Consider the following 25,603-nt stretch of genomic DNA (forward strand, 5'->3'; position numbering starts at 1 on the left):
CTACGAACTAGACGTTGTGGTAACGCCACAATGCGTTACGACAACACCGCGAGGTTGTCACAACTCTTCCTCGTCATCGTCATCGAAGTCATCATCGTCTAAGAATTCGTCGTCTTCATCATCGTCGAAATCGTCGTCGTCAAAATCCTCATCGAACTCATCGTCGTCGTATTCTTCTTCAAGATCTTCTTCAAGATCTTCTTCGTCCTCGAAAGTATCAAAAGGAGCTTCAATGCCGTAGTGCGTGAAAAGCGAATCATCATAGACAATATACGCATCAGCAAGTTGCTGCGAACGACGCAACAACTCCGGTGCATCAGGATCTTGATAAGTCAGTGCAGCACTGTGAAACTCTTCAAGAGCGTAGCGTAATTTTTCGTATGCGAGACGCGGATCAGTAGCCATGACACAAGACTATCGCGGTTCAAGCAAATAACAAACCCTAAGCGAGAAAATCCGGGAAACCGGTCTCAATAAATCGCCAGTGCTCCCCTGTGAGTTTGCAATCCAACCAAAATTCTTCAGCAAGCAGACCCTGGGCAACCAACATACTCACACCAGAAATCGTCTCTGCACCCGCCCTGCGCCCCATCTCAAGCAGGCGAGTCTCAATCGGCGAATAAACCGCGTCCATAATCGTATGGTGAGAAGATAACCATTCTTGTGGCACCGGCGATCGATCCGCGTAATCAGGCGCCATCCCCAACGACGTACAATTGACCACCACATCCGCACTCCGAACAATCGCTTCAGTTAGCGGTTCGTAATCGAGCGGTGCTACAACCAAAGACTGAGCATATGCCGGTTTCATAACCGACAAGCGTGAAGAAAGCTGATGTCCGCGCGCCAAGCCCCTCCCTAGACGGTTCAGAAGCCAGACGTGTGATACTCCAGACTCCATAGCAGCAATAGTCACCGCTGCCCCGGCACCGCCAGTACCCAAAATAACGATCTTCATAGAGGTAAGGTCGTTACCAAGCTGGCACAAGGGGCGGAGCATGCCCGGGCCGTCGGTAGAATGCCCTATTCGTTTACCGTCCCGGAATAAAACAGTATTGACTGACTGCGCTAGGCGCGCACTAGAAGTGAGCTCGTCCATCAACGGAACAATCGCACGCTTCAACGGCATTGTAACGTTCAAACCCGTAAAACCAGCAGCTTCGCTTTGCGTTAACCGGTCCTGAAGTTCGAATTTTTCAGTTGGGAGCAATTCATAGCTCGCATCAATCCCTAACCGTTCAAAAGACGCATGATGGATTGCTGGGGAGAGTGAATGCGCGATAGGCGAGCCAATGAGCCCGTAGCGGTAGTGCGAGTGTTGACTGACATCAAAACGCATATGACCACTCCATACCGAAAGCGCTCGGTGGTATACCGGGCGATAGTAGCTGGTAGATATAAGAAAATCCCGTTTGATATCTCAAACGGGATTTACCTGTGCGCGGAGGGGGACTTGAACCCCCACCCACTATACGTGGACTAGCACCTCAAGCTAGCGCGTCTGCCTATTCCGCCACCCGCGCAGGTGGTTGAAACTCTACTTCGTCGAAGTATCGCTTCAAGCAACGGATAAAAATTTATCACCTCGAGCACCCGTATGCCAAATTATCATAAGCTATTTTAGTGTGATCTGGAATACGATCATTCTTTGCAGGTAACAATACAATAGTTTTATCAGGCGTATAGTCTGGATACATGAGTATTGAATCCATTCCAGATGCCAGCAATCCTGAAGAATTAGTTCGTCAGTTCCATAGCGTTTATCGGCTACCAGTGTGCGATGACAAGCCAAATTCTGACCGGGAACGCGTTCATATGCGTTTAGGATTAGTGGCTGAAGAGTTTGCTGAACTCGTCGGTGCTGTTTATGGAGCAAAGTCACGTTCCATCATCGAAGAGGCGTGGGAAGAATCCCGCACACACGATGATCACACACGCGACACTATTGAAGTTGCCGATGCCCTCGGTGATCTCGTCTATGTCATCTACGGAATGGCTCTTGAGCTCGGAATACCACTAACTGACGTGCTGGAAGAAATTCATGCATCTAATCTTTCAAAGCTCGATGCTAACGGTGAGCCTATTTATCGTGAAGATGGAAAGGTGTTAAAAGGCCCGAATTTCTTCCAACCAGATATAGCTCGTGTTCTTGGGTTGGACTCTGAGTAGTAACAAATCTTTGACATAGAAATGCCGCGTGGGGGTAGTTCAAAATGAACTGCCCCCACGCGGTTGACAATGAAGTTATCGGTTGAAGAATATCAGCTTTTCCCTTCAACCACCGCTACTGTTCAACAGGCATAGTTACGGGTTGCTCCCTGCGGATTGCAGCTTTCTTTTGGCGCATTCCCGCAACGAACACACTGATTCCGGACAACGTGATCAGTGTTGCTCCAGTAGCAATCATTCCGAACCCGGCTCCAACTCCTGCTCCGAGCTCGTAAGCGTGCTGAATATTGTGGTCATAATGATAGACGGCAACAAAAACAATGGCGTAGGATCCTCCTGCGAGGATTGCTGCCATAATGAGAGCTATATACTCATCGTTTTTCCATCCCAGAAATAGCAGTCCGGCGAGTATTATCACCGTGATACTCACTGCCACTAACACCCAACCCATCGCAGCCATATTAACGAGGTGGGTAGCAAAGTATGACCCCTCGATGCTATCGCCAGTTGTGGTCACAAGAGAATCGTTACTTACTGAAAGAAACGGCAGGAATAAACCAACCAGCGCACTCAAGCCACCCAAGATGCCTACGACTGCACTGTACACAACCAGCCCTGGAACAGACTGGAGTTGAGGCCGAGAAGAATCGATAGATACCGGTGTAGTCATCAGTTGTTGCCTTCTTCAGTAACAATCTCAGCATCTTCGATATCGTCTTCGAGTGTTGCTTGGACTATCTTTGCTGCTAATTCATCGACATGCTTATCAATGTTTTTCCGCATCTTTTTCTTTTCCGCGCGCTCAAGCTGGTTGAGAACCGGAAGCACTTTCGCAATACTTTCGAGTTCATCACGCCACCGCGCTGCTTGCTGTGCCATCTCCGCACTATTTGCAGCTCCATAAAGATATGCAGTCTGTTCTCTTAGCACGCTTACTCGCTCGGAAAGTTGTTTCACGGCTCGACCGCTACCTGCGCTCAACAGCGACAATCTTCCCTTAAAGATTTGCAGGTACTGCGGATTTTCGTGAATTAGTTGCCGAATCTGCGGACCATAGGTTTGTACTAGTTTAATCGCTGTTGGCCCGACTACTGCTGCAAGACGAATAAGACTTCTAAATTTGCCCATTTCTTCCACCTTTCTGCCCCAATGCTATCGTATCGGGCTTCCAGATTGGTATTGCGATCTGGTAAATTTTTACCGAAAATCGCGAGATGGAAGCCGGAGAGAATGTTCTACACGCTCAATTCCATCAGCAATAAAATTGACTGCTCCGTCATGTTTTTCGATAACACCGCGAACTACTGCGACATTGTTTTGGGTTGCCTGACGAAAATGCTTCCACATCCCTGCCGAGCACACAATATTCATCATCCCAGTCTCATCTTCTAAAGATAAGAAAGTTACCCCTTGAGCTGTACGCGGACGTTGTCGGTGAGTAATACAGCCTGCGATTTTGATCCGCTTACCTACCGGCTCGTCAAACGCCTGCTCGATCGTCAATATTCTCTTATCGTTAAACTGCGGACGAATAAACTCCACCGGATGATTAAATGGCGTAATTCCCGTCATGCGCAGATCCGCCTGATGAGCCTCAAACGGAGTCATTTCAGTGATACCTTCAGCCTGGACACCAATTTCAGTTCCCAAAATAGTGGGCTGATACCACTGGCTTGCCGGAGTGTAATCCACTCCAAGTTGTTGCGCAGTCCATATCCCTTCCCGACGAGTGACTCCTAATCCTGCCAGCGCTCCAGCAACTGACAATATGTGCATCTGCTTTGCCGATAAGTGAGCACGCTGAGCTAGGTCAGCAACAGACACAAAAGGCTTTTCACTTCGCGCGCGATAAATACGTTCAACGGCTGACCCTAATCCGGAAATATAATCTAGACCCAACCGGATAGCAGTATCTGGATGCCGGTCAACAAACTGCATCCGATCATTATCTTTTACCTTGTCATCTCCAAAATATTCTTGTACCGATGTCGTAACATCCGACGCTGTAACATCGACTGGCAAGATATGGATCCCATGAAGTCGTGCGTCCGCAATCAGTGATTGCGGAGAATAAAATCCCATAGGCTGCGAACACAATAACGCCGCATAAAAATGTTCCGGATAATGGACTTTTAACCACGCACTCGCATAGACAAGATAGGCGAAAGAAAACGCATGCGATTCTGGAAAACCGAAATCTGCAAACGCATCGAGTTTGTGAAAGATTTCCTCAGCAGTACTGGCATCAATCCCCCGCTGACGCATCCCGTTAATGAGTTCTTCACGCAATTGTGCCACACGTTCATGACTACGCTTCGAACTCATCGCCTTACGCAACTGGTCTGCCTGAGCCGGTGTAAATCCGGCAGTATCGATAGCGATACGCATCAGTTGTTCTTGAAAAAGTGGCACCCCGAGGGTTTTTTCTAGTGCTGGTTTCAGTAGCGGATGCGCATAGGTCACTGCTTCACGCCCTCGCCGTCGAGAAATATAGGGATGAACGCTCCCACCTTGAATCGGCCCTGGACGCACAAGTGCGACTTCGATAACGATGTCGTAAAAGGTACGCGGCCGAAGTCGCGGAAGCGTTGCCATTTGTGCACGTGATTCAACCTGAAAAACACCAACTGTGTCAGCAGCACATAACAAGTCATAGACTCGTGAATCATCCTGCGCAATATTGTGTAACCCTATTGGCTTACCGTCAAAACCCAATATTCCTTTTTCTTGGATATGTGTAAATGCTATCCGCAAAGCGGTCAGCATCCCTAAACCCAGCAAATCAAATTTCACTAACCCCGCATCCGCGCAATCTTCCTTATCCCATTGCAGGACAGTGCGACCTGCTTTACTCGCCCACTCCACCGGACATACATCAATTACCGGACGATCACATAAGACCATTCCCCCAGAATGAATACCCAAATGTCGCGGCAAATGCCGCAATCGATCCGCGATATTCATCACGGTGAGCGGAATATCGTCTTTGCTTTTCCCGCGGTCTTTACGTTCCACCCATGCATTGATCTCCTCGGGCCGATACCCAAACGCCCGAGCGCTATCACGAACCGCAGAACGCGAACGATAGGTAATAACATTGGCCACCTGAGCAGCTTTCGTGCGCCCATAGCGCTGATAAATATGTTGAATAACCCGCTCGCGCTGCCCGGATTCAATATCCAGATCAATATCAGGTGGCTCTTTCCTATCAGGCGAAAGAAAGCGTTCAAAGAGCATTTTGTGCCGCACCGCATCTACCGCAGTTATTCCCAACGCAAAGCACACAGCCGAATTCGCAGCCGAGCCACGCCCCTGGCACCAAATCCCCTCCCGCTTACAAAAAGACACAATCTCGTCAACGATAAGAAAATAGCCAGCGAACCCCAGACTATTGATGACATCTAGTTCATGGTCAATCAGTTTCCACGCATCTGGAGCTTGCTTTACCTCGCCATAACGAGACCGAGCACCGCGATACACTAGCTCACGTAGCCAAGTTTCTTCGCTATATCCAGCTGGCACATCAAACGGCGGAAGACGCGGAGCAATTAACTCAAAATCAAAGGCACACTCATCGCCTATCTGCGCCGCATAAGCAACCGCCTGCGGATAGTCCCTATGTAAAATAGTCATCTGTTCAGCAGACTGCAACACAGCTGGCCACAGCGGTAACATCGCACGGGCATCTTCGAGAGTCGTGTTGTGTGACGTCGCAAAAAGCACATCGGCAAGCGGTTTATCTGCCTCAGTTGCCATATGCACATCGCCAGTAGCGATGCACCTAATCCCGGCCCGATCCGCCACTGATTTTAAGACGGCGCGGCGCTCGCGATCATAAGGGTCACCATACGCAGATAACTCTATAACGACGTTCGTTTTTCCGAAACGGTCAATCAGTTCGCATAGCGAGCTATAAGCGCTATCAGATGCCCACGTTCCACTTACCTGCTCCAACGCCTTGCGCACATGACTGCGATGCCCTCCAGTGACTACATACCATGCATCAGCACTGGCAGCGGCTAATGAATCCATATCGTAGTGCGCTTCTCCCTTTTTACCGGAAGCTAGTAGAGCCTTACCGATTTCGTGTGATAGCTGCTGATATCCTCCTGGATTCTTAGCCAAAATAAGCAACTGCGAATTATCGTGATTCATCCGCAGTTCTGATCCAATAACTGCGGGTATAGCGTAATCGCGTGCCGCACGGGTGAAGCGAACGACTCCTGGAAATCCGTCAAAATCTGTTAAAGCCAATGCTGATAATCCCAGTTCGGACGCACGCTTAACAAGTTCTTCAGGCTGGGAAGCTCCGGTGAGGAAGGAGTACGTCGAATGTACGTGGAGTTCAGCGTACGCACTCATTCATAGATCCCTTCTAGCCACCATTGGTTTTCTTCACGAAAAATTAAAAACGCAATACCGTCGCACACACATTGCATCCATGCTCGATAATGCCGGTGCGCATTATTCCACCACCCTTCGGTATGAAACCAAGGACCAGCAACTTTGCGCACTGGATAAAAACATTGTTGATATTGCACATTAAAAAACTGCGCTGTACCGCATCTTGCACTACACACCACAAGGCCCTCCTTGCTCACCAGGCACTGTGCTCCACATCTGCATATGCACACGATCTTTTCGGGTTTTTCAAGTATTCGAGAAGGCCATGGCCGGGGTAACTGCCCAGCCCATTCTTGTTGGCGTGCAGTAGCTATTTTCCCTCCCCCCTGTTGCGTTTTATAGGCTTGCCGAGGATATCTTCCGCCCACATATACACCACCTCGCACGGCATCATCGCCTAATAAACTTCGGACCCGGTCAATTGCACGGTGTGCATCACGATAGGCTTCGCCTGCCTCACCCCATAGCGTCTCTTGAGCCACACCCGAGGGGCGCAGATGATAAGCGGTAAGAACTATCTCGCTAATTCCCAGATCTTCTTCATCGGTTGATATATCTGCGCTCTGCAGTTGCCGCAACCAGGCAGATAATTGCCAACGTATACGCTGAGATATACCCTTAATGTCGGTATCTCCCATCGACCACACATGTTCTTTTTCTTGGCCATCACTGAGCATAATCCGCACAAGTAAGTCATCTGCAAGAACGTTTCGATAAATGAGCTTTTCTGCCATCTCATAGGCGAGGGACTGCCCCAAGAACGCAATATGATCTAGGTGTGAGATGGGCGTATCTAATACTCGGGAAATAGTTTCGCTTTCTGCCGGACGAAAGTATGGCGGGCACGGATCCTCGCCGTCTAATAACTGCAGAATCTCGACACCGGTTTTACCAAAACGAGTAACGAAGCTACGGCGAGGAATTTTCCGAAGATCGCCTAGCTGGGTGTGTCCTAACAGCAAAGCCAGTTCCACAAACTCCTGCATGCGCTGATACTTTTCATGCGAAAAATAGGACTGCACAATCCGCTCTAGTGGTAAGTGATCGATAACATCTGCTGTACGTTGACTTATTTTATCTTGCCAACTAGCTGCAACTGCCGCGAAAACTCCCGGTGCGAACCCGATATGTGCTTCAAAGTCTATCGTCGCAATATCGCCAATGAGTTGTTCTGCTAACACAGAAAAATCACCACTAGCAGAACATGGAAAAACAACGACTCCCGGCTTTAATAGTGAACAGTGAACAACATATTGTTTGACAATTTCGCATAGTTCTTCGCTTAATCGCTTACTCAGTGAAGTATTTTCGGCAACCACAGCTACTGCTGGTTGATTAGCTGCCTTATGGCTAAGCATTCCGGTATGTACACCGTATTGTTCAGCCGCATAATTGACTGCAATAACTTTCTGATTACGCACAACTGCCAGGGCTGTGAATGGATCTTTTTGTTCGTGCAGTGCCACTGCAATATCCCATTGCGGGATCCATACTGCACCATACATCATGCTTGTAACCACCCTTCGCCAGAAAAATTCACATACGAACTCCCAGTATGTGACGTAATTTTGTAGTTGATGCTAGAAATTGGCCCAATTTCGGTAAGCTGGGGTGACTGATGCAGAACACGTCCGCGGATCTCATGTATCGAAGCCCGAATAGATCGCGCACTTGCCTGCCACGATCCCCAGCTGACAAGCACGCATCCACGTGTTCGAGCTTTACGCTCTAGGGTTCGCTGATATTTGGCAGGCACAAGTGAACTTGGCACAATCACAACAGCGTATCCGTCAATCAAACTTGAGAGCACTGCCATCAGTTCATGTTGCGCATCTGTGATAGCAACACATTTTTCCTCGCGAATTCCACTTGCGTGCGCAACATCCCAACTCCATTCGGGGATACCAACGTGCGCAACCCAGCCACCATGTTGAGCAATAACTCCTGCTAGTAACATACATATCGCTAATGAACCCGAGACCTCGATAACGCTTCCGCGGGCGATCCCATAGGGAAATACTTCAGAAAGATAGGCAGGAACCAGGTAGGCCGATTCATCATGCTCGTAGGTTGGGACTGAACGTACCCCAGTACGAACCTCTGCTTGTTTCAACACATCACGTGCTAGCGCTAATCGGTTAGCCATTCCCCCTCCTTTCGAACGTATGTTCGATATCCTAGCGGAGAGCTCCCACATAAAACCAGTGACGTTTTTGCGCTACTCTTAAGAGGTGTTAAATTTTGTCTTTCATGAACCAAAAATTCCAGGAAACACCGGCAACGCTATCCGCCTCGCTGCTTGCACGGGCGCCCGCCTTCATTTAATTGAGCCGTTAGCATTTAATTTCGACGATGCCCACCTACGCCGCGCAGGATTGGACTATCACGACCTTGCCGACGTCGTCATCCACCCCAACTGGGAAGCTGCAAAAGCCTATTTCGGAGATGATTGCCGCGTATTCGCATTCACCTCACACACCGAAAATTGCTATGCAGACGAACGCTATCACGACGGCGATGTGCTGCTGTTTGGTACCGAACCTACCGGTTTACCTGACGAGATCCTCAACGACCCATACCTCACCAAGCATTTGCGCATCCCGATGCTACCAGGGCGCCGCTCGCTAAACCTCGCCAATTCTGCCTCGATTGCTGTTTATGAGGCGTGGCGCCAACTCGGATTTAGCTCTGCCGCTAACATCTCATAAGTTAACGATCCCACTGATAGGAAGTTGGTGCTTCTACCAGTAAAGTGCGTCGACAAAATGGTGTCAGCAATAATACTCACACGCCGGGCATACCCCGCAGACTTTTGCCGGTTATGCCTCAATGCTTGAGGCATGACTGAACATTCATATGCAGAACGTATTTTAGGAACAATTCTCGGCAAGACTCTTGCTAAACGCCGTAAAGAACTTGGCATGACTCAGGAAGAAGTGGCTTATAAAGCGCAGATCAACCGCGAGCACTACCAGCAAATGGAATACGGGCGCTCAGACCGCAAACGCAATTCACCACTGAACCCGAAATTGAGCACCCTGCTCAAACTCGCTGATGCACTAGAGATTCCTGTCGAAGTACTGCTTCGAGATGCCCTAGCGGCCTATGCCGAAGCTAAAAAACACGAAGAAATATTCTAATATCAGCGAAGTCGGAGTTCCCACGCGGCAACCGCACCTGCAGCAGCAACATTAAGTGAATCAACTTCGCCGGCCATCGGGATAACAACCGCATGGTCAGAATGGGCAATCGTGGCGTTACTCAGGCCATCACCTTCGGTTCCTAAAATGAGTGCCACTTTGGAATCCGGAGCATTGACCTCGGGTAGCTGCGCAAATTCATCGAGCGTGAGCGCATCGTTTCGCAACGCCAATGACGCAGTTATCCAGCCGTTATCTTTCAGCACCTGCATGGAACGTGGCCAGTTTTCGATACGTGTCCACGGCACTTGGAAAACTGTCCCCATTGAGACACGCACAGCACGGCGGTAGAGCGGATCAGACGCCGAATCAGTCAAGAGCACCGCATCGAAACCGAGAGCTGCCATCGAGCGGAACACCGCCCCCACATTTGTGTGATTGACCAGATTTTCTAATACAACAATACGTCGCGCAGAACTATGCGAACCGATAAAAGACTCAAGTTCAGGCAAATGCGGGCGATTCATTGCTGCTAAGGCGCCACGATGCACGTGGAAACCCGTGAGCTCCTCAATGAGTTCTTCGCTAGCAACATAGACCGGAACGTCCCCACCGTCGGAATTTCCGGTAGCTTGTTCAATAATGGGCTGGAGTGGTTCAAGCCAACGCTTGGACATAATAAACGATCGTGGAGTGTGCCCGGCGTTAACCGCACGTGCGATGACCTTATCACCCTCGGCCATATATAACCCACGTTCAGCTTCGAGGCTTTTACGCAACGCAACATCTGTTAACGAAGTGTAATCGACCAACCGGGAATCATCTAACGAATCAAGCTCAATAATCACAGCCTTAAGTCTACAAGACTCCCCACCACAATCAGTATGCGGTGGGGAGCCTCAAAGTTGACAAAGAGCGTTTGAGCCCGGCAGTTACTTACTGGATTCTTCAGCTACTTCGGTCGCACGGCTAGCTTCACCTTTAGCATCAGCTAACGCCTCATCAATGTTTTGCAGGTTAGTTTCAGCCAACGAGGCCGCAAATTCGCCATCGTCAAGACCGCTGAAATCAACTTCGACGTCGCCCTCACTCTTTCCGTTGAATCCAGCGGTTACCGCATTAAGTGCAGCCGTAAGTTCGGTTGGGACAATCCACAACTTCGACGACGACGATTCGGCGATTTGCGGAAGCATCTTCAAGTACTCATAGGAAAGCAACTTCGGATCAGCGTTACCACGGTGAATAGCATCAAAAACTTGAAGAATAGCTCGAGATTCGCCTTGTGCTTCAAGAATTGCCGCCTGGGCTTGACCTTCAGCTCGCAAAATTTGTGACTGTTTTTCACCTTCCGCCGTCAAAATTGCGGACTGCTTGATACCTTCAGCGGTCAAAATTGCAGCACGACGGTCACGCTCCGCCTTCATCTGCTGTTCCATTGCTGATTGGACGGTCGTCGGTGGATCAATAGCCTTGAGTTCGACCCGCGAAACACGAATTCCCCACCGTCCAGTTGCTTCGTCGAGAACGCCGCGAAGCTGGCTATTGATTCGATCGCGACCGGTAAGTGCCTGCTCCATATCCATCGAACCGATGATATTACGCAAGGTAGTGACTGCTAGCTGTTCGATTGCCGCCATAGGGTTGGCAATTTCATAGGTCGCAGCTTCTGGCTGCGTGACTTGGTAGTAGATAACCGTATCGATGCTCACCACAATGTTGTCGGAAGTAATGACTGGCTGTGGCGGGAATGGAACGACTTGCTCACGCATATCAATGCGTTGACGCACCGAATCGACAAACGGCACAAGAAAATGCAGACCGGGTTGGAGCGTTTTGTGATACTTTCCGAGCCGCTCGATAATGACTGTGTATCCTTGATGAACTTGAATGACAGCGCGCCAAATCGCCACGAAAATGAAGACGACCAATAATGCGAGCACGGCCAGAAGAATGATGGAAGAAACTGCTGCTGGTTCCATTATTATCTCCCCTTTCACCTAAATTTTATGCGGGAGCAACGACGACATGCGCGCCTTGCACCGCGGTAATAACTACTTTTTCGCCGGCTTTGATGGGACCTGCAACACTGACTGCGCTCCATGTATCGCCACCGATTTTCACTTGGCCGCTGGATTCGTCAAGAGCCGTGATAGCAGTTGCATATTGGCCGGTGAGAGCATAGACGTTTGATTCGCCATGCGATGAATTGTTGATGTGTTTGCGCATCCACGGGCGCACCACTACAAGTAAGAGAGCAGAAACTATAACAAAGGCAATGACCTGAACGACGAGATTCGCCCCCAGAGCCGAGCTAATAGCAGCAACTAGAGCGCCACCGGCAACCATGGTGAACGTGAAATCCACAGTCAGCATTTCTAGGATCAACAAAACCACGAGGATAATCGCCCAAATTCCCCAAGCCATATTTGTCCTTTCTTCGGACGGCTAATTAGTTAAGTCTATCAATACCGGCCGCTGGCACCAATAGTTTTTGAAGATAGTGTTATCGGCGTGCGGTAGCAAAGTAACGTCCGTCTACGTTGGAAAGTTTCGTAGGCACCCCAAACAACTGGGAAATGTTCCCCTCGGTCATAACCGAATCAATCTCACCGGAGGCAAAAACACGCCCATCTTTGATGAGTAATGCATGCGTAAAGCCCTGCGGGATTTCTTCGACATGATGGGTCACCATAACCATCACCGGTGCATACGGCGCGCGAGCTAAATCTTCTAAAGTAGAAATAAGCTGCTCGCGGCCACCAAAATCCAAACCAGCCAGCGGCTCGTCAAGGATAAGAAGTTCCGGATCAGGCATCAGTGCCCGAGCAATACCAACACGCTTGCGCTCACCGGAAGAAATCCGCGCAAACGTCCGCTCTGCGAGTGAATCAACACCTAATGAAGCAAGCAAGCCACGGGCACGATTAGTATCTTCGTCGTCATACTCTTCAGTCCACGTAGCGCTGCGCCCGTAGGTAGCGGTACGAACTACGTCGAGCACTTTTTCACGCCCAGAGATACGCGCATCCACACCAGCAGACGATACGCCAACCATCGATTTCAGTTCGCGTAAGTCCGTATCGCTCGTCGTCTCGCCAATAATTGATACGCTGCCAGAGGTGGGCATCGACCAGCCAGAGATGAGAGAAACAAGCGTCGTCTTTCCGGCGCCGTTTGGCCCGAGCACCACCCAGTGCTGTCCTTCATCCACTTGCCATGTCACATCGGTCAAGATTGAGGCCTGTTCGCGGGCAACCGAAACGTTATTTACCTTTAGCACATCACTCATAATTCTCACTTTAGTCTTGTTCGGTATTAAGTAGCTGGATCAACGAGCCAAAATCTCGTTATAGAACGCCATCGTTTTCACAGCGATGGACTCCCACGAAAAAAGCTCTTCAGTGCGTTTGCGTCCAGCTAGACCCATCTGGTGCGCTTTAACCGGATCGGAGACCATTTGAGCCAATGCAGTTCCCAGATCGCGTTCAAACGTATCAGGATCTAACGGAGTCCCCGTACCGTCATCCATCTGCTCGATTGGCACCAAAGTTCCAGTAACGCCGTCATCGATACAATCTGGGATACCACCAGTGTTTGTGCCAACGACTGGCAAGCCCATAGCCATAGCTTCAAGGTTGACGATACCGAGCGGTTCGTAAATAGATGGCGTGACGAACGTCGTCGAGCATGCGAGTAACTGCTGGATCTGGATACGCGGAAGATGCTCATCAATCCAAACGATTCCCGAACGAGAAGCCTGTAGATCTTCAACGAGTTGACGAGTTTCAGCCAAAATTTCTGGCGTATCTGGAGCACCTGCACACAAAATGACCTGGACGTCAGCCGACACATATTGTAAGGCGCGTAACAAGCCAGGAACTCCCTTTTGCCGAGTAATACGCCCCACGAAGATAATCGTCGGCTTATCAGGATCTAGTCCATACGACGCCATGTATTCGCGTGCTTCATCACGCTCTTCATCAGTTTGCGGTGCTTGCCAGGCTTGCAGATCAATACCGTTATGAATCACCTGGACTTTTTCCGGATCAAGATCTGGATAACAAGAGATGATGTCTTTGCGCATGGCATGCGAGACGGCGATAATTCCATCGGCACCTTCATAGGCAGTTTTTTCTGCCCATGACGAGACGTTATAACCACCACCAAGTTGTTCTCGCTTCCACGGGCGCAGTGGCTCTAACGAGTGTGCCGAAATAACATGAGGGACTCCGTGAAGTAGCCCTGCCCAGTGTCCGGCCATATTCGCATACCACGTGTGCGAGTGAACGATATCTGTTCCAGCAACATTACCGGCCATAGCAAGATCAATGCCCAAAGTTGTTAATGCACTGTTGTACCCGTGAAGTTCCGGTAAGTAATCGTAGCCAGAAACCGTGATCGGATCATACTCTCCAGCAGCCCGAGGACCGTCAAAAGCGTGAACGTACACATCGGCATGTGTGGCTAAGACTTTCGACAATTCCGCAACATGGACTCCTGCGCCGCCGTAAATATGGGGCGGGAATTCGCGGGTTAGTAGATCTACACGCATGGGTTTTCCTTTCGCTTTACTACTCTCCTAACAATAGCGTGAAATAGAATTTTAAGCGCGGAAGATACTCGCTAACTTTATTTTTTATCCGCACTAAAATATCGTTGCACAAAACTAAAAAATTCATGGAAGGTAATTGCACAAAATTGCCCCGCAGTTACCGAAATTTAGATATGGTTATAACCATGTATAGACCAAAGCGATCAAAACCACGCGTCCTCGCAATCGTTCTTGCCGGTGGCGAAGGAAAACGCCTCATGCCACTGACACAAGATCGTGCAAAGCCAGCAGTTCCGTTCGGCGGAATTTACCGTCTAATCGATTTTTCTCTGTCAAACCTGGTGAACTCCGGGTACCTCAAAGTCGTGGTACTCACCCAGTACAAGTCTCACTCCCTCGACCGCCATATTTCCCAAACTTGGCGTATGTCGACTCTGCTTGATAACTACATCGCACCAGTCCCAGCACAGCAGCGTGTGGGAAAAAGTTGGTTCTCTGGTTCAGCGGATGCCGTGTTCCAGTCACTCAATATTCTCGACGACGAACGTCCCGATTACGTTGTGATAACCGGTGCTGATAACATCTACCGGATGGATTTCTCCCAGATGGTTGAACAACATATCGAGTCTGGTCGTGGTTTGACCATTGCTGGCCTGCGTCAACCACTCGACTTATGTTCGTCGTTTGGCGTCATTGATACTGATCCTGAAGATTCCACAAAAGTACGCCAATTCCTTGAAAAGCCTGACCGAGTAGATGGCTTGCCAGATTCGCCGAATGAATTCCTTGCTTCTATGGGAAATTACGTATTTTCTGCTGATGCGTTAGTTGAAGCTTTGTATGCTGACGCTTCTAATGCCGAATCTACCCATGACATGGGTGGCGATATTGTTCCAATGTTTGTCTCCCAAGGAGATTGCGGAGTCTACGATTTCACATACAACGAAATTCCAGGGTCCTCTGACCGTGATCGCAACTATTGGCGTGACGTCGGTACCATTGATATGTTCCATGAAGCTAATCAAGATCTCATCTCGATTAGCCCAATTTTCAATCTATATAATACCGATTGGCCGCTTTACACCGGCTACACCGGTCTACCACCAGCAAAGTTCGTTTATGGTCACCATGAGCGTCTCGGGCATGCACTCGATTCGATTATCTCCCCCGGAGTCATTATCTCTGGTGGTGAGGTCATCGCCTCGGTGCTCTCGCCGCATGTGCGCGTCAACTCGTGGTCTTCTGTACGTGATTCGGTACTCTTCGACGGTGTGAACGTCGGTCGTAACGCCACTGTTGTCCGCGCGATAGTTGACAAGTATGTCAAGATCGACGAAGGCGCACAGATCGGTATTGATCACGAACATGATAAAGCGCGCGGCTGTTGGGTGTCTGAAGGCGGAATTGTCGTAGTGCCAAAGGGCGTCCACATCACACGCGAATAGAAAAACTCTATCTGCAAGAATGAACTACTGGGGTGGTTGCATATAGCAATATGCAAAACCACCCCAGAGCTTTACCTATTGGTTGTGACGTTGAATTCGTGTAAGCCTATTCGGTGGATAGTTTTTCCCACACTGGCAACATTCCCATCTCAACTGCTCCCCACGGGAAATCCATCTGCGCAATTCCGACCGTGGCTGGGCTAAAGCCGCGCATTAGCGTACGGGTAACTGGTGTTGAGGTATCTCCCAGATAGCTCACAACCGAACTAACACCAGGTTCGTGTGCAACGATCAAAACGGCCGCACACTCAGGCGGTGAACCGTGCACACAGTGCACAAGATCGAGATGACTACCGTCGTATAAATCTGGACTCACCTGCACCTGCCCAAACCGAGCTCCGCCAACTTCAAGACCAGCGAGCGTCTGGCGCGTGCGTAGCGCATCCGATACCCACACATAGTCGATGACTGGGAAGCGTTGTGCCAACATGCTCCCCATGACTCGAGCCTGACTTTGGCCATAGTCGGTCAACGGACGGTCATGATCGGCATAGCCGAACGCCGCTTCCGCATGTCGCATCACAATCAAGTTTTTCATAAGCTACGCCAACGTGATGAGGTCGAAATAGTCATCGGACCACAGATCTTCGTCGCCGTCTGGAAGCAACAAAACTCGCTCAGGGTCTAATGCTTCGACTGCGCCTTCATCGTGGGTAACAAGAATGACTGCGCCCTCATACTTGCGCAACGCGTTGAGGATTTCTTGGCGCGACGCCGGATCTAAGTTGTTCGTCGGTTCGTCCAAAAGTAGCACGTTGGCTGCCGAGACCACCAGCATCGCCAACGCCAAGCGGGTCTTCTCGCCTCCAGACAAAACACCGGCTGGCTTATCGGCGTCGTCACCAGAAAACAGGAACGAGCCTAGGACGGAACGCACGCCGGTATCGTCAAGCTGGGGAGCAACATACCTGAGATTCTCAACAACTGATTTCTTCGTATCAATCGTTTCATGTTCCTGCGCATAGTATCCAAGCTTGAGACCGTGACCAGCAATCACGTTGCCAGTATCGGGTTCTTCAACGCCGGCAAGAATCCGCAACAACGTCGTTTTACCAGCGCCGTTGTATCCGAGAACGACGACGCGCGACCCACGGTCAATCGCCAGGTCGAGGCCTGCAAAAATCTCAAGAGAGCCATACGATTTCGTCAGCCCCTCAGCCATCAACGGAGTTTTGCCCGACGGAGCCGGTTCCGGGAACCGCAAATGCGCGACCTTGTCGACCGCGCGCTCCTGCTCCACATTCTCCATCAGCTTTTCAGCACGCTTGAGCATATTGTGTGCCGCAACCGCTTTCGTTGCCTTCGCCTTCATCTTTAACGCTTGCGCAGTGAGTGCTGTGGCTTTCTTTTCTGCATTGGTGCGTTCCCGACGACGACGGGCCTCATCTGATTCGCGTTGCTTAAGATACGCATCCCAGCCCATTGAATAAATATCAATCACCGACCGGTTCGCATCCAGATACCAAATCTGGTTGACCGTTTCGCGCAGGAGTTCAACCGAGTGGGAGATAACAATATATCCACCCGAATATGATTTCAGCCAGTCACGTAGCCATAAAATAGAATCGTGATCCAAGTGGTTGGTCGGTTCGTCCAGCAAGAGCGTTTCGGCACCTGAGAAAAGTACACGGGCCAGTTCAACTCGTCGTCGCTGACCGCCAGAAAGTGTCTGCAATTCTTGATCGAGTACTTGTTCATCGAGGCCGAGCGAAGCCGCAATTTGGGATGCCTCCGATTTGGCCGCGTAGCCACCAGCAGCCGTAAACTCCATATCCAGCCGAACATACTTCTCCATCGCTTTTTCTTGCTTTGGACCAGTAAGCGTGGACATATCGTGCTCAGCGCGTTGGATCGAACGCAACATTCGTTCAATGCCACGAACTGAAAGAATACGATCACGCGCCATCTGCGTCGGATCACCAATACGCGGATCTTGCGCAAGATAACCAATAGAGCCCTTACGGCTAATCAAGCCGCCGTATTCGACCACTTCCGACGTCGTTCCCTCACCGGCAAGCAGGCGAAGAAGCGTCGTCTTCCCGGCGCCATTACGCCCGACCAGGCCGATAGCTGAACCCTTATCGACGTGTAGCGTAGCATCGGTTACCAGAGAACGGGTGCCGATATTCATTGATAGCTCTTGAGTATGAATCACGTACCTAGTTTACCTGCCCACTACCGCTAAGCCCCGATTCCTAACCGTGTAGCTTAACACAACGCCAAACCGATATACTCTGCGTGTAACAAGGCAACTCAATTAAGGGACACTTATGAGTTTCAATGACAATATTCACCTCGATACGTCCGGTACTCAGCGGCGTTCCGGTGGAAAGCTTGCCGCCGGTGGTATCAGCGGAATCGGACTCGCTGGAGTGTTGATCTACTTCCTGTTCACCGGGCAACTTCCGCCCATTGATGCTCTCACTGGGGCCCAAACTCAGCAAGCACCCAGTTCAACCTCTCAGACTTCATTAGCTGAAGAATGCCAAGCTGGGCAAGATGCAAACACGAAGGTCGAATGCCGAATGGTTGCCGGGCAAAATTCGTTGAATCACATGTGGAACGATCAGCTGCCTGCCGATACCGGAATTGCACACAAGACACCAGGTTTTGTGTTGTTCTCGGGAGCAGTGAGCACCGCGTGCGGCGATGCATCCTCCCAACAAGGACCATTCTTCTGCCCTGGTGATGACTCGATCTATATTGACGTATCCTTCTTCGATCAGCTCGAGCGTTTCGGAGCACGCAATGCGCCCCTCGCCCAACTCTATATTCTGGCCCACGAATGGGGACACCATATTCAACTGCAGACAGGTGACCTCGCCAAGATTCATCACCAGTCCTCTGGTCCACAATCGTCTTTGGTACGCTCTGAACTCCAAGCCGACTGTCTCGCTGGAGCGTGGATTCACCATGCTTCGACCACGATCGATCCACAAACTGGAGTTCCGTTCATGAAAACGCCAACCGACGAACAGCTGCGCGATGCGCTCTTAGCTGCCCAATCCGTTGGCGATGATCACCTTGCAGAAATCAGCGGGCACAACGCCCACCCAGATAGTTTCTCCCACGGTTCGTCAGCCCAACGCTTCAACTGGCTCAAACGCGGAATTGACAAGGGAAGCTACACTGCCTGTAACACCTGGGATGTTGGCCAACCATAACACGCAAGTATGCCGACAACTCGCTGTTAGACATGTAGTGAGGGCGCCACGTATCGACGTGGCGCCCCTCACTTTGAGCTTTAATAGCGCGTAGCGCCGCAAACATCAGACATTGAAGCCTAGTGCGCGTAGCTGGTCACGGCCATCTTCGGTGATCCGGTCTGGACCCCACGGCGGCAACCATACCCAGTTAATCCGAAACTCAGATACGAGGTTTGCTACCGCCACCGCGGCCTGCTCTTCAATAACATCGGTCAACGGACACGCTGCAGATGTCAGCGTCATATCGGCTACTACGGAATCTCCGTCGATACTCAGGCCGTATAATAAGCCTAGGTCGACAATATTAATCCCGAGTTCTGGATCGATCACATCTCGAAGAGCTTCTTCAATCTCTTCGATAGTGACGTGAGAGTCAGTCATATTTTTCTCCTCAGCTTCACAGCCATTGTGGATATCGGATTACTTCATTAAACAAGATTGGGGATGAAACAAATGTGGGGTCAGTTTTGCTGTCGTGCAATAGCTTGATCAGTCGCATCACGCAACGCCATCCAGCCTAGCAACGCACACTTGATACGCATGGGAAACTTTGAGACGCCCTGGAACGCGGCAGCATCGTCAAGCAAGTCTGCCATATCGTCGTCGAGCTCTTCCCCACGCTGATCCATCATATCGCGGAACGCAGCAACTAATTCATCGACCTCAGCTACAGACTTACCTTCAACAAGATCATGCATAATCGACAGCGAGGCTTGGGAAATCGAGCAACCATCACCGTCCCAAGCGACTTTCTCAAGTCGAGTACCGTCTTGGGAGAGGCGGACCTGCATTGTTGTCTGATCGCCGCAGGTAGTATTCACTTGGAAAGATTCCCCTTGAGCGTCGTCAATATGGCCTTCGCCGTGGCGCTCGCGCGATGCATCGAGAATAATCTGTTGATACATTTGGTCGAGTTCGCTCATAGTTATCCTTCCAATCCAAAATAAGGACGTACATCCGCTAACGCATCGATAAATGCATCGACATCCTCAGATGTATTGTACGGGCCGAACGAAACCCGCGAAGATGAGAATACACCAAAATGTTGGTGAATTGGTTGCGCGCAATGGTGTCCAACTCGGATCGCTACACCTCGAGCATCAAGGAGCTGACCGACGTCGTGTGGATGCACCCCATCAACTGCGAAAGTGATGACTCCTACCCTGCCGTCTGCTAACTGCGGGCCAAGAATACGAATCCCTGGGATATCTTTAAGCTTGTCCAAAGCATAGGTTGTCAATTCTTGTTCATGGCGAACAATATTGTCCATCCCGATATTTTGCAGGTAGTCAACCGCCCGGCCCAACCCAACAATCTGAGAAACTGCCTGAGTACCAGCCTCAAATCGTGCTGGTGGAGCCGCGAAAGTCGTCTTTTCCATCGTGACGATCTCCACCATTGACCCACCGGTCAAGAATGGTGGCATCTGCTCACCAATCGCAGACTTAGTGTAGAGAACTCCGATACCCGTTGGGCCAAGCATTTTGTGCCCCGAAAATACTGCGAAATCGACGTCGAGCTCATGAAAATCTACCGGCATATGCGGCACTGACTGGCACGCATCAAGCACGACAAAAGCGTTATGCTCGCGGGCGCGTGCTACCAGCTCAGCAACCGGAGCAATCGCACCGGTGACGTTGGAAACGTGACCGAAAGCAACCACCCGCGTATGCTCGTCAATCACCCAGGAAGTTGAAAGATCAATACATCCCGCATCATCGAGGTCAAGCCAGCGTAGCTCCACTCCGGTGCGGTGCGCAAGCTGTTGCCAGGGAATCAAATTCGCATGATGCTCAGCACGAGTCACAACTATGTTATCGCCAGCGTGAAGCGCGAACATAGACGACGTGCCAGACATACGATGCTCATACGTTTCGTTTAAGAACGTATACGCGATCGCATTCAGCGACTCCGTGGAATTTTTCGTCCACGAAATCTCAGTCGGGTCGACGCCGACGAATTGGGCGACCTTCTGGCGTGCGTCATCTACAGCATGGGTCGATTCACCAGCCAACATATGCGAACCACGATTCACGCCACCATTGTGTAACAACGCGTGGTCGCGCATGGCATCGATAACTTGAACCGGCTTTTGCGCGGTAGCAGCAGAATCAAGGTAGACGAGGCGTACCCCATCGTGAACCTCACGGCTCATGATGGGGAAATCGTCGCGAGCAACAAGTGCCCCAGTCACTTTTTAGCCTTCGTATTTCTCGTAGCCGTCAGCTTCCAGAACAGCAGCCAGCTCCGGACCACCGGATTCAGCAACCCGGCCATCGACGAACACATGCACGAAATCAGGCTTGATGTAGTTCAAAATGCGGGTGTAGTGGGTGATCAGCAAAACACCGTTATTGGTGTTTTCGTGAACCCGGTTCACACCTTCGGAAACCAAACGCAAAGCGTCGACGTCGAGACCAGAATCGGTTTCGTCGAGCACAGCAAACTTTGGCTTAAGCATCTCAAGCTGAAGAATTTCAACACGCTTCTTTTCGCCACCGGAGAAGCCTACATTGACGTCGCGCGATGAGAAGTTGTCATCAATCTTGAGGTCGCTCATCGCCTGCTTCATCGACTTCACCCACTCACGGAGCTTCGGAGCTTCGCCATCAACAGCGGTCTTTGCAGCACGCAAGAAGTTGGTTACAGTCACGCCAGTAACTTCAACCGGGTACTGCATCGCGAGGAACACTCCGGCACGAGCGCGCTCGTCAGCAGACATCTCGACAATATTCTTACCATCAAGCAGGATTTCACCGTCGGTAATGTCGTACTTCGGGTGGCCGGCGATAGCGTATGACAAGGTGGACTTGCCAGAACCGTTCGGACCCATGATCGCATGGATTTCGCCAGAATTAATGGTGAGGTTAACTCCACGCAAAATTTGCTTCGGACCTTCGGCGGTTTCTACAGATACGTGTAAGTTCTTAATTTCTAAGGTGGACACGAGTAATTCTCTTCTCTTTAACGTTTAAAATTCGGTTCTAGACGGTGATATAGACGTTATCGCCGTCTACGCGCACCGGATAAGTTGTCAGCTTTTGTGTGGCTGGCAAAGACATCACGTCTCCACTAGCAAGATCAAAAACTGCTCCATGACGAGAACATTCAATGGTCTCTTCTTCGAGCCAGCCATCAGATAGCTTGACTCGGCCGTGAGTGCACTGATTATGCGTGGCAAACCAGTTACCCTTTTCAGATTGAATAATGGCAACAGCGAGTTTTTGATCTTCAGCGAGATGCAGCTCAAAGCCCACAACAGACCCTGCCGCTACATCAGTTGTTGAACAGACTCGATATTCAGCCATTATGGGTACCGCTCGTTGTCAGATCAAGCTCATCTTCGATAGCAACCATCAAATCCTGTTCAACAGTCTCCACACCAATTTGGTGGATGAGCTCAGCGAAGAATCCGCGCACCACGAGGCGACGAGCTTCTTCTTCACCAATACCACGAGACATCAGATAGAACAGCTGTTCGTCGTCAAAACGTCCGGTAGCTGAAGCGTGCCCAGCTCCTTCAATTTCACCAGTCTCGATTTCGAGGTTTGGTACCGAATCTGCACGCGCACCTTCGGTAAGCAACAGGTTGCGGTTGAGTTCGTAAGTACTGGTGCCGATGGCTTCGGGGCGAATCAGTACGTCACCGATCCATACTGAGTGTGCATCCTCGCCCTGCAACGCTCCCTTGTAGGTGACGTTAGAGATAGCCTTTTCGACGCTGTGGTCAACCAGCAAGCGGTTTTCAATATGCTGGCCGCCGTCGACGAAGTACGCACCGAGCATATTCACGTCAGCGCCTGGCGCAGTGTATTGCACCGATGAGGTGATACGAACGAGATCGCCGCCGAGAGAGACCACAATATGCTTTAGTTTCGCGTCACGGCCCATACGGATGCGATGCGATGCGGTGTGTACCGCGTCGTTATCCCATTGTTGAACGGAAACGAACGTCAGGTGAGCACCGTCGCCGACGACGATTTCCACACCTTCGTTGACCTGTCCAGTACCTGAGTGATGCAAGACAACGGTAGATTCAGAATGCGCCTCAGCATGCAGGTAAACATGCAACGGTGTCACACCAGTACCCGCCTTGCCGACAGCAGAGATCGTTACCTCGTGACCGAGCTGGGTATCTTGCGGAATCGTAACCATGTGGGCGTCACGGAACGAATTCCATTCCACCACAGAAGTGCGATCCTCTGGTGCGAAACCGGTACCGAGCCGAGCGTCATCACGTCCAGCGACTTTGTAGGTAGCTTCACCGGTGAGGGAAACGTCGACATTGTTCGCCCTCGCCATCTCAAAAAGTGGCTCCACGCGCTCTAGCGGAGTAAAACGCCATTCTTCTTCACGACCATGCGGGACCGGGAAAGCTTCGAGATCAAATGACAGTACGCGATCCGCGCGAGAATTCATAACAGTAGCCATCAGCCAACCGATCCTTCCATCTGAAGCTCAATAAGGCGATTCAATTCAAGTGCGTACTCCATCGGTAGCTCACGAGCGATCGGCTCAACGAATCCACGAACAATCATCGCCATTGCTTCAGTTTCTTCAATACCGCGCGACATCAAATAGAACAGCTGCTCTTCAGAAACCTTCGACACGGTTGCTTCGTGACCCATTTCGACGTCGTCGACGCGAACATCAACATACGGATACGTATCCGAACGCGAAATGGAATCAACCAAAAGTGCATCACACAAAACGTTCGACTTCGAGTGCTTAGCCTCCGGGTTCATCTGGACCAAGCCGCGGTAGGCGGAACGGCCACCACCACGGGCAACTGACTTCGAAACGATCGATGAGGAGGTATGCGGTGCCATATGGACCATCTTCGAGCCGGTGTCTTGGTATTGACCTGCACCAGCGAATGCGATCGACAGTGTTTCGCCGCGAGCATGTGGGCCGGTCAAGTAGACAGCCGGATACTTCATGGTGACCTTGGAGCCAATGTTGCCGTCGATCCATTCCATGGTGCCGCCTTCTTCGACGATCGCACGCTTGGTAACCAAGTTGTAGACGTTGTTCGACCAGTTTTGGATCGTGGTGTAGCGAACGCGAGCGTTCTTCTTAACGAAGATTTCTACAACAGCAGAGTGGAGAGAATCGCTCGAATAGATAGGGGCAGTACAACCCTCGACGTAGTGCACATACGAATCTTCATCAGCGATAATCAGGGTGCGTTCAAACTGGCCCATATTTTCGGTATTAATACGGAAATATGCCTGCAGTGGGATCTCGACATGAACCCCCTTAGGGACATAGATGAAGGAACCGCCTGACCACACTGCTGAATTAAGGGAAGCGAATTTGTTATCTCCCAACGGGACAGCAGTGCCGAAGAATTCTTGGAAGATCTCTGGGTGTTCACGAAGGCCAGTGTCAGTATCGAGAAAGATGACGCCTTGTTCTTCAAGATCTTCACGGATCTTGTGGTAGACGACTTCAGACTCATACTGCGCAGCGACGCCCGCAACGAGGCGTGCTTTTTCTGCTTCTGGTATACCAAGCCGATCGTAGGTATTCTTAATTTCTTCAGGAAGATCTTCCCACGTATTTGCTTGACCTTCAGTGGACTTCACATAATATTTAATGGAATCGAAATCAATCCCCGAAAGGTCGGCACCCCAGGTTGGCATCGGCCTACGCTCGTAAAGTTTCAGAGCCTTCAGGCGCTTTTTCAGCATCCACTCCGGCTCGTTTTTCTTTGCTGAGATATCGCGCACGATGCCTTCATCCAAGCCACGCTTCGCGCGCTCACCAGCAACATCGGTGTCATGCCAGCCATACTGGTACTTTCCGCCGACAGCCTCGATTGTTTCTTCTTGGGTCAGCTGAGCTGAACCCGTGCCCGTTTGGGTCATTTATTTCCTTCCCGATCGTCAGATAAATCTGACGTTGTTCTTTGCGCGCCTGCACGGGAACGCAAATTCTGCGGAATACCTAGATGGATATTCGTTGTACACACGTGGCCACCGTTAGCTAGCGTCGATAACCGTTGAATTGGAACTCCTAGTAAACGTGCAAACGCCTGTGTTTCTGCTTCACACATTTCCGGAAAATCCCGAGCGACTTCTTGGATGGGGCAATGCCCTTGACATAACTGGATAGCAAGCGCGTTGGGTCCACCACGACGCAATGTCGCTACAAAGCCATCTTTAGACAGGGCCTGAGCGAGAGTTGCAGTCTTCTCTGCAGTCGAAGTTCCTGAATTTTCTAAGATTGATTGATAACGCGATTCGAGTTTATCCGTGCGCGCACGGACGAACTCCTCAACCCCTTCATCTCCGAGCTCGGCACGTAAAAATATGAGGGCCTGATTAGCTAAATCCGCATAACCTTGCCCAAGTAGCTCCTGACCCGCAGATGTTGCGACGTATCGTCGAGAAGGACGACCACGGCGCGACGGACCTTGATTGTTACTCTCATACTGCTCAATATTATTCTGCGCAACTAGCGAAGAAATGTGTCTGCGCACTGCAGCGGGCGTGAGAACTAGAACTTTTGCCAGTTCACCTGCGGTAATCGGACCACGTTCGACAATCAATCGTAGGATTTGATCACAGGTACTGATATCTTCTGTATCTGCCACAGTTACCTCCCACATTGATCTCTCTTTAC

General features: G+C 50.5%; 27 protein-coding genes and 1 tRNA gene. 5 read left to right on the forward strand and 23 right to left on the reverse strand.

Annotated elements, in window-relative coordinates:
- Positions 1-57 precede the first annotated feature (57 nt).
- From JTE88_RS04655 to JTE88_RS04665, 3 genes are all read right to left on the reverse strand, one after another.
- Positions 58-405 (reverse strand): DNA primase, encoded by a 348-nt coding sequence (locus JTE88_RS04655; RefSeq protein WP_204423034.1) that lies wholly within the window; start codon positions 403-405, stop codon positions 58-60.
- Between the two features lie 37 nt (positions 406-442).
- On the reverse strand, positions 443-1,339 hold the full coding sequence (locus tag JTE88_RS04660) for a shikimate dehydrogenase family protein (protein WP_204423035.1): 897 nt from the start codon (positions 1,337-1,339) through the stop codon (positions 443-445).
- Between the two features lie 99 nt (positions 1,340-1,438).
- A tRNA-Leu gene (locus JTE88_RS04665) sits at positions 1,439-1,523 on the reverse strand.
- A 172-nt stretch (positions 1,524-1,695) separates the two neighbouring features.
- On the opposite strand from JTE88_RS04665, the gene JTE88_RS04670 reads away from it, so the two are divergent.
- Positions 1,696-2,169 (forward strand): pyrophosphohydrolase domain-containing protein, encoded by a 474-nt coding sequence (locus JTE88_RS04670; RefSeq protein ID WP_204423036.1) that lies wholly within the window; start codon positions 1,696-1,698, stop codon positions 2,167-2,169.
- Positions 2,170-2,284: 115 nt separating this feature from the next.
- Here JTE88_RS04670 and JTE88_RS04675 read toward each other — a convergent pair whose 3' ends face one another.
- From JTE88_RS04675 to JTE88_RS04695, 5 genes are all read right to left on the reverse strand, one after another.
- Positions 2,285-2,839 (reverse strand): hypothetical protein, encoded by a 555-nt coding sequence (locus JTE88_RS04675; RefSeq protein WP_204423037.1) that lies wholly within the window; start codon positions 2,837-2,839, stop codon positions 2,285-2,287.
- Positions 2,839-3,297, reverse strand: a complete 459-nt coding sequence (locus tag JTE88_RS04680) for a hypothetical protein (RefSeq protein ID WP_204423038.1) — start codon at positions 3,295-3,297, stop codon at positions 2,839-2,841. Before JTE88_RS04680 ends, JTE88_RS04675 begins: the two co-directional genes overlap by 1 nt.
- A 69-nt stretch (positions 3,298-3,366) precedes the next feature.
- Positions 3,367-6,531, reverse strand: a complete 3,165-nt coding sequence (locus tag JTE88_RS04685) for an error-prone DNA polymerase (RefSeq protein WP_204423039.1) — start codon at positions 6,529-6,531, stop codon at positions 3,367-3,369.
- Positions 6,528-8,081: a Y-family DNA polymerase gene (locus tag JTE88_RS04690; protein ID WP_204423040.1), complete on the reverse strand. Its 1,554-nt coding sequence runs from the start codon at positions 8,079-8,081 to the stop codon at positions 6,528-6,530. The genes JTE88_RS04685 and JTE88_RS04690 overlap by 4 nt, the downstream gene beginning before the upstream one ends.
- Positions 8,078-8,719: a hypothetical protein gene (locus tag JTE88_RS04695; RefSeq protein ID WP_204423041.1), complete on the reverse strand. Its 642-nt coding sequence runs from the start codon at positions 8,717-8,719 to the stop codon at positions 8,078-8,080. The genes JTE88_RS04690 and JTE88_RS04695 overlap by 4 nt, the downstream gene beginning before the upstream one ends.
- Positions 8,720-8,804: 85 nt before the next feature.
- Between JTE88_RS04695 and JTE88_RS04700 the strand changes: the two genes are divergently transcribed.
- On the forward strand, positions 8,805-9,281 hold the full coding sequence (locus JTE88_RS04700) for a tRNA (cytidine(34)-2'-O)-methyltransferase (RefSeq protein ID WP_204423044.1): 477 nt from the start codon (positions 8,805-8,807) through the stop codon (positions 9,279-9,281).
- Positions 9,282-9,413: 132 nt separating this feature from the next.
- Positions 9,414-9,713, forward strand: a complete 300-nt coding sequence (locus JTE88_RS04705) for a helix-turn-helix domain-containing protein (protein WP_204423045.1) — start codon at positions 9,414-9,416, stop codon at positions 9,711-9,713.
- A 2-nt stretch (positions 9,714-9,715) separates the two neighbouring features.
- On the opposite strand, the gene JTE88_RS04710 is transcribed toward JTE88_RS04705, so the two are convergent.
- The 5 genes from JTE88_RS04710 to glgA all read right to left on the reverse strand — a co-directional run bounded on the left by JTE88_RS04710 (position 9,716) and on the right by glgA (position 14,265).
- Positions 9,716-10,561 (reverse strand): TrmH family RNA methyltransferase, encoded by an 846-nt coding sequence (locus JTE88_RS04710; RefSeq protein WP_204423046.1) that lies wholly within the window; start codon positions 10,559-10,561, stop codon positions 9,716-9,718.
- A gap of 84 nt (positions 10,562-10,645) precedes the next feature.
- Positions 10,646-11,692, reverse strand: coding sequence for an SPFH domain-containing protein (locus tag JTE88_RS04715; protein ID WP_204423047.1), 1,047 nt, complete (start codon positions 11,690-11,692; stop codon positions 10,646-10,648).
- A 25-nt stretch (positions 11,693-11,717) separates the two neighbouring features.
- Positions 11,718-12,137 (reverse strand): NfeD family protein, encoded by a 420-nt coding sequence (locus tag JTE88_RS04720; protein ID WP_204423048.1) that lies wholly within the window; start codon positions 12,135-12,137, stop codon positions 11,718-11,720.
- 79 nt (positions 12,138-12,216) lie between these two features.
- Entirely contained in the window at positions 12,217-13,002 is a 786-nt protein-coding gene (locus JTE88_RS04725; protein WP_204423050.1) for an ABC transporter ATP-binding protein, read from the reverse strand.
- 39 nt (positions 13,003-13,041) lie between these two features.
- Complete coding sequence (gene glgA / locus JTE88_RS04730; protein WP_204423052.1) at positions 13,042-14,265, reverse strand: glycogen synthase; 1,224 nt, start codon at positions 14,263-14,265, stop codon at positions 13,042-13,044.
- A gap of 185 nt (positions 14,266-14,450) precedes the next feature.
- Between glgA and JTE88_RS04735 the strand changes: the two genes are divergently transcribed.
- Positions 14,451-15,710, forward strand: a complete 1,260-nt coding sequence (locus JTE88_RS04735; protein WP_204423054.1) for a glucose-1-phosphate adenylyltransferase — start codon at positions 14,451-14,453, stop codon at positions 15,708-15,710.
- A gap of 106 nt (positions 15,711-15,816) precedes the next feature.
- On the opposite strand, the gene JTE88_RS04740 is transcribed toward JTE88_RS04735, so the two are convergent.
- Entirely contained in the window at positions 15,817-16,308 is a 492-nt protein-coding gene (locus JTE88_RS04740; RefSeq protein ID WP_204423056.1) for a SixA phosphatase family protein, read from the reverse strand.
- Between the two features lie 3 nt (positions 16,309-16,311).
- A complete protein-coding gene (locus tag JTE88_RS04745) occupies positions 16,312-17,925 on the reverse strand; it encodes an ABC-F family ATP-binding cassette domain-containing protein (RefSeq protein ID WP_239519481.1) in 1,614 nt (537 codons plus the stop codon).
- 115 nt (positions 17,926-18,040) lie between these two features.
- Between JTE88_RS04745 and ypfJ the strand changes: the two genes are divergently transcribed.
- A complete protein-coding gene (gene ypfJ, locus JTE88_RS04750; protein ID WP_204423058.1) occupies positions 18,041-18,934 on the forward strand; it encodes a KPN_02809 family neutral zinc metallopeptidase in 894 nt (297 codons plus the stop codon).
- A 105-nt stretch (positions 18,935-19,039) separates the two neighbouring features.
- On the opposite strand, the gene JTE88_RS04755 is transcribed toward ypfJ, so the two are convergent.
- The 8 genes from JTE88_RS04755 to JTE88_RS04790 are packed head-to-tail and all read right to left on the reverse strand — an operon-like array spanning position 19,040 to position 25,574.
- On the reverse strand, positions 19,040-19,390 hold the full coding sequence (locus JTE88_RS04755) for a metal-sulfur cluster assembly factor (RefSeq protein ID WP_420826942.1): 351 nt from the start codon (positions 19,388-19,390) through the stop codon (positions 19,040-19,042).
- A gap of 47 nt (positions 19,391-19,437) precedes the next feature.
- Positions 19,438-19,899, reverse strand: coding sequence for a Fe-S cluster assembly sulfur transfer protein SufU (gene sufU / locus JTE88_RS04760; RefSeq protein ID WP_204423061.1), 462 nt, complete (start codon positions 19,897-19,899; stop codon positions 19,438-19,440).
- Between the two features lie 2 nt (positions 19,900-19,901).
- The gene (locus JTE88_RS04765) at positions 19,902-21,170 is read right to left on the reverse strand and encodes a SufS family cysteine desulfurase (protein WP_204423062.1); all 1,269 of its coding nucleotides are present in this window, start codon (positions 21,168-21,170) and stop codon (positions 19,902-19,904) included.
- 3 nt (positions 21,171-21,173) lie between these two features.
- Positions 21,174-21,923 carry a Fe-S cluster assembly ATPase SufC gene (gene sufC / locus JTE88_RS04770; protein WP_204423063.1) on the reverse strand — a complete coding sequence of 250 codons (750 nt, stop codon included), beginning with the start codon at positions 21,921-21,923 and terminating at the stop codon, positions 21,174-21,176.
- Between the two features lie 37 nt (positions 21,924-21,960).
- Entirely contained in the window at positions 21,961-22,284 is a 324-nt protein-coding gene (locus tag JTE88_RS04775) for a Rieske (2Fe-2S) protein (protein WP_204423065.1), read from the reverse strand.
- Positions 22,277-23,407, reverse strand: coding sequence for a Fe-S cluster assembly protein SufD (gene sufD, locus JTE88_RS04780; RefSeq protein WP_204423067.1), 1,131 nt, complete (start codon positions 23,405-23,407; stop codon positions 22,277-22,279). Before sufD ends, JTE88_RS04775 begins: the two co-directional genes overlap by 8 nt.
- Positions 23,407-24,846, reverse strand: a complete 1,440-nt coding sequence (sufB, locus tag JTE88_RS04785; protein ID WP_204423069.1) for a Fe-S cluster assembly protein SufB — start codon at positions 24,844-24,846, stop codon at positions 23,407-23,409. Before sufB ends, sufD begins: the two co-directional genes overlap by 1 nt.
- Positions 24,843-25,574: a helix-turn-helix transcriptional regulator gene (locus JTE88_RS04790; protein ID WP_204423071.1), complete on the reverse strand. Its 732-nt coding sequence runs from the start codon at positions 25,572-25,574 to the stop codon at positions 24,843-24,845. The genes sufB and JTE88_RS04790 overlap by 4 nt, the downstream gene beginning before the upstream one ends.
- Positions 25,575-25,603: the final 29 nt, after the last annotated feature.

The sequence above is a fragment of the Arcanobacterium phocisimile genome, from assembly GCF_016904675.1.
GTDB classification, from domain to species: Bacteria; Actinomycetota; Actinomycetes; order Actinomycetales; family Actinomycetaceae; genus Arcanobacterium; species Arcanobacterium phocisimile.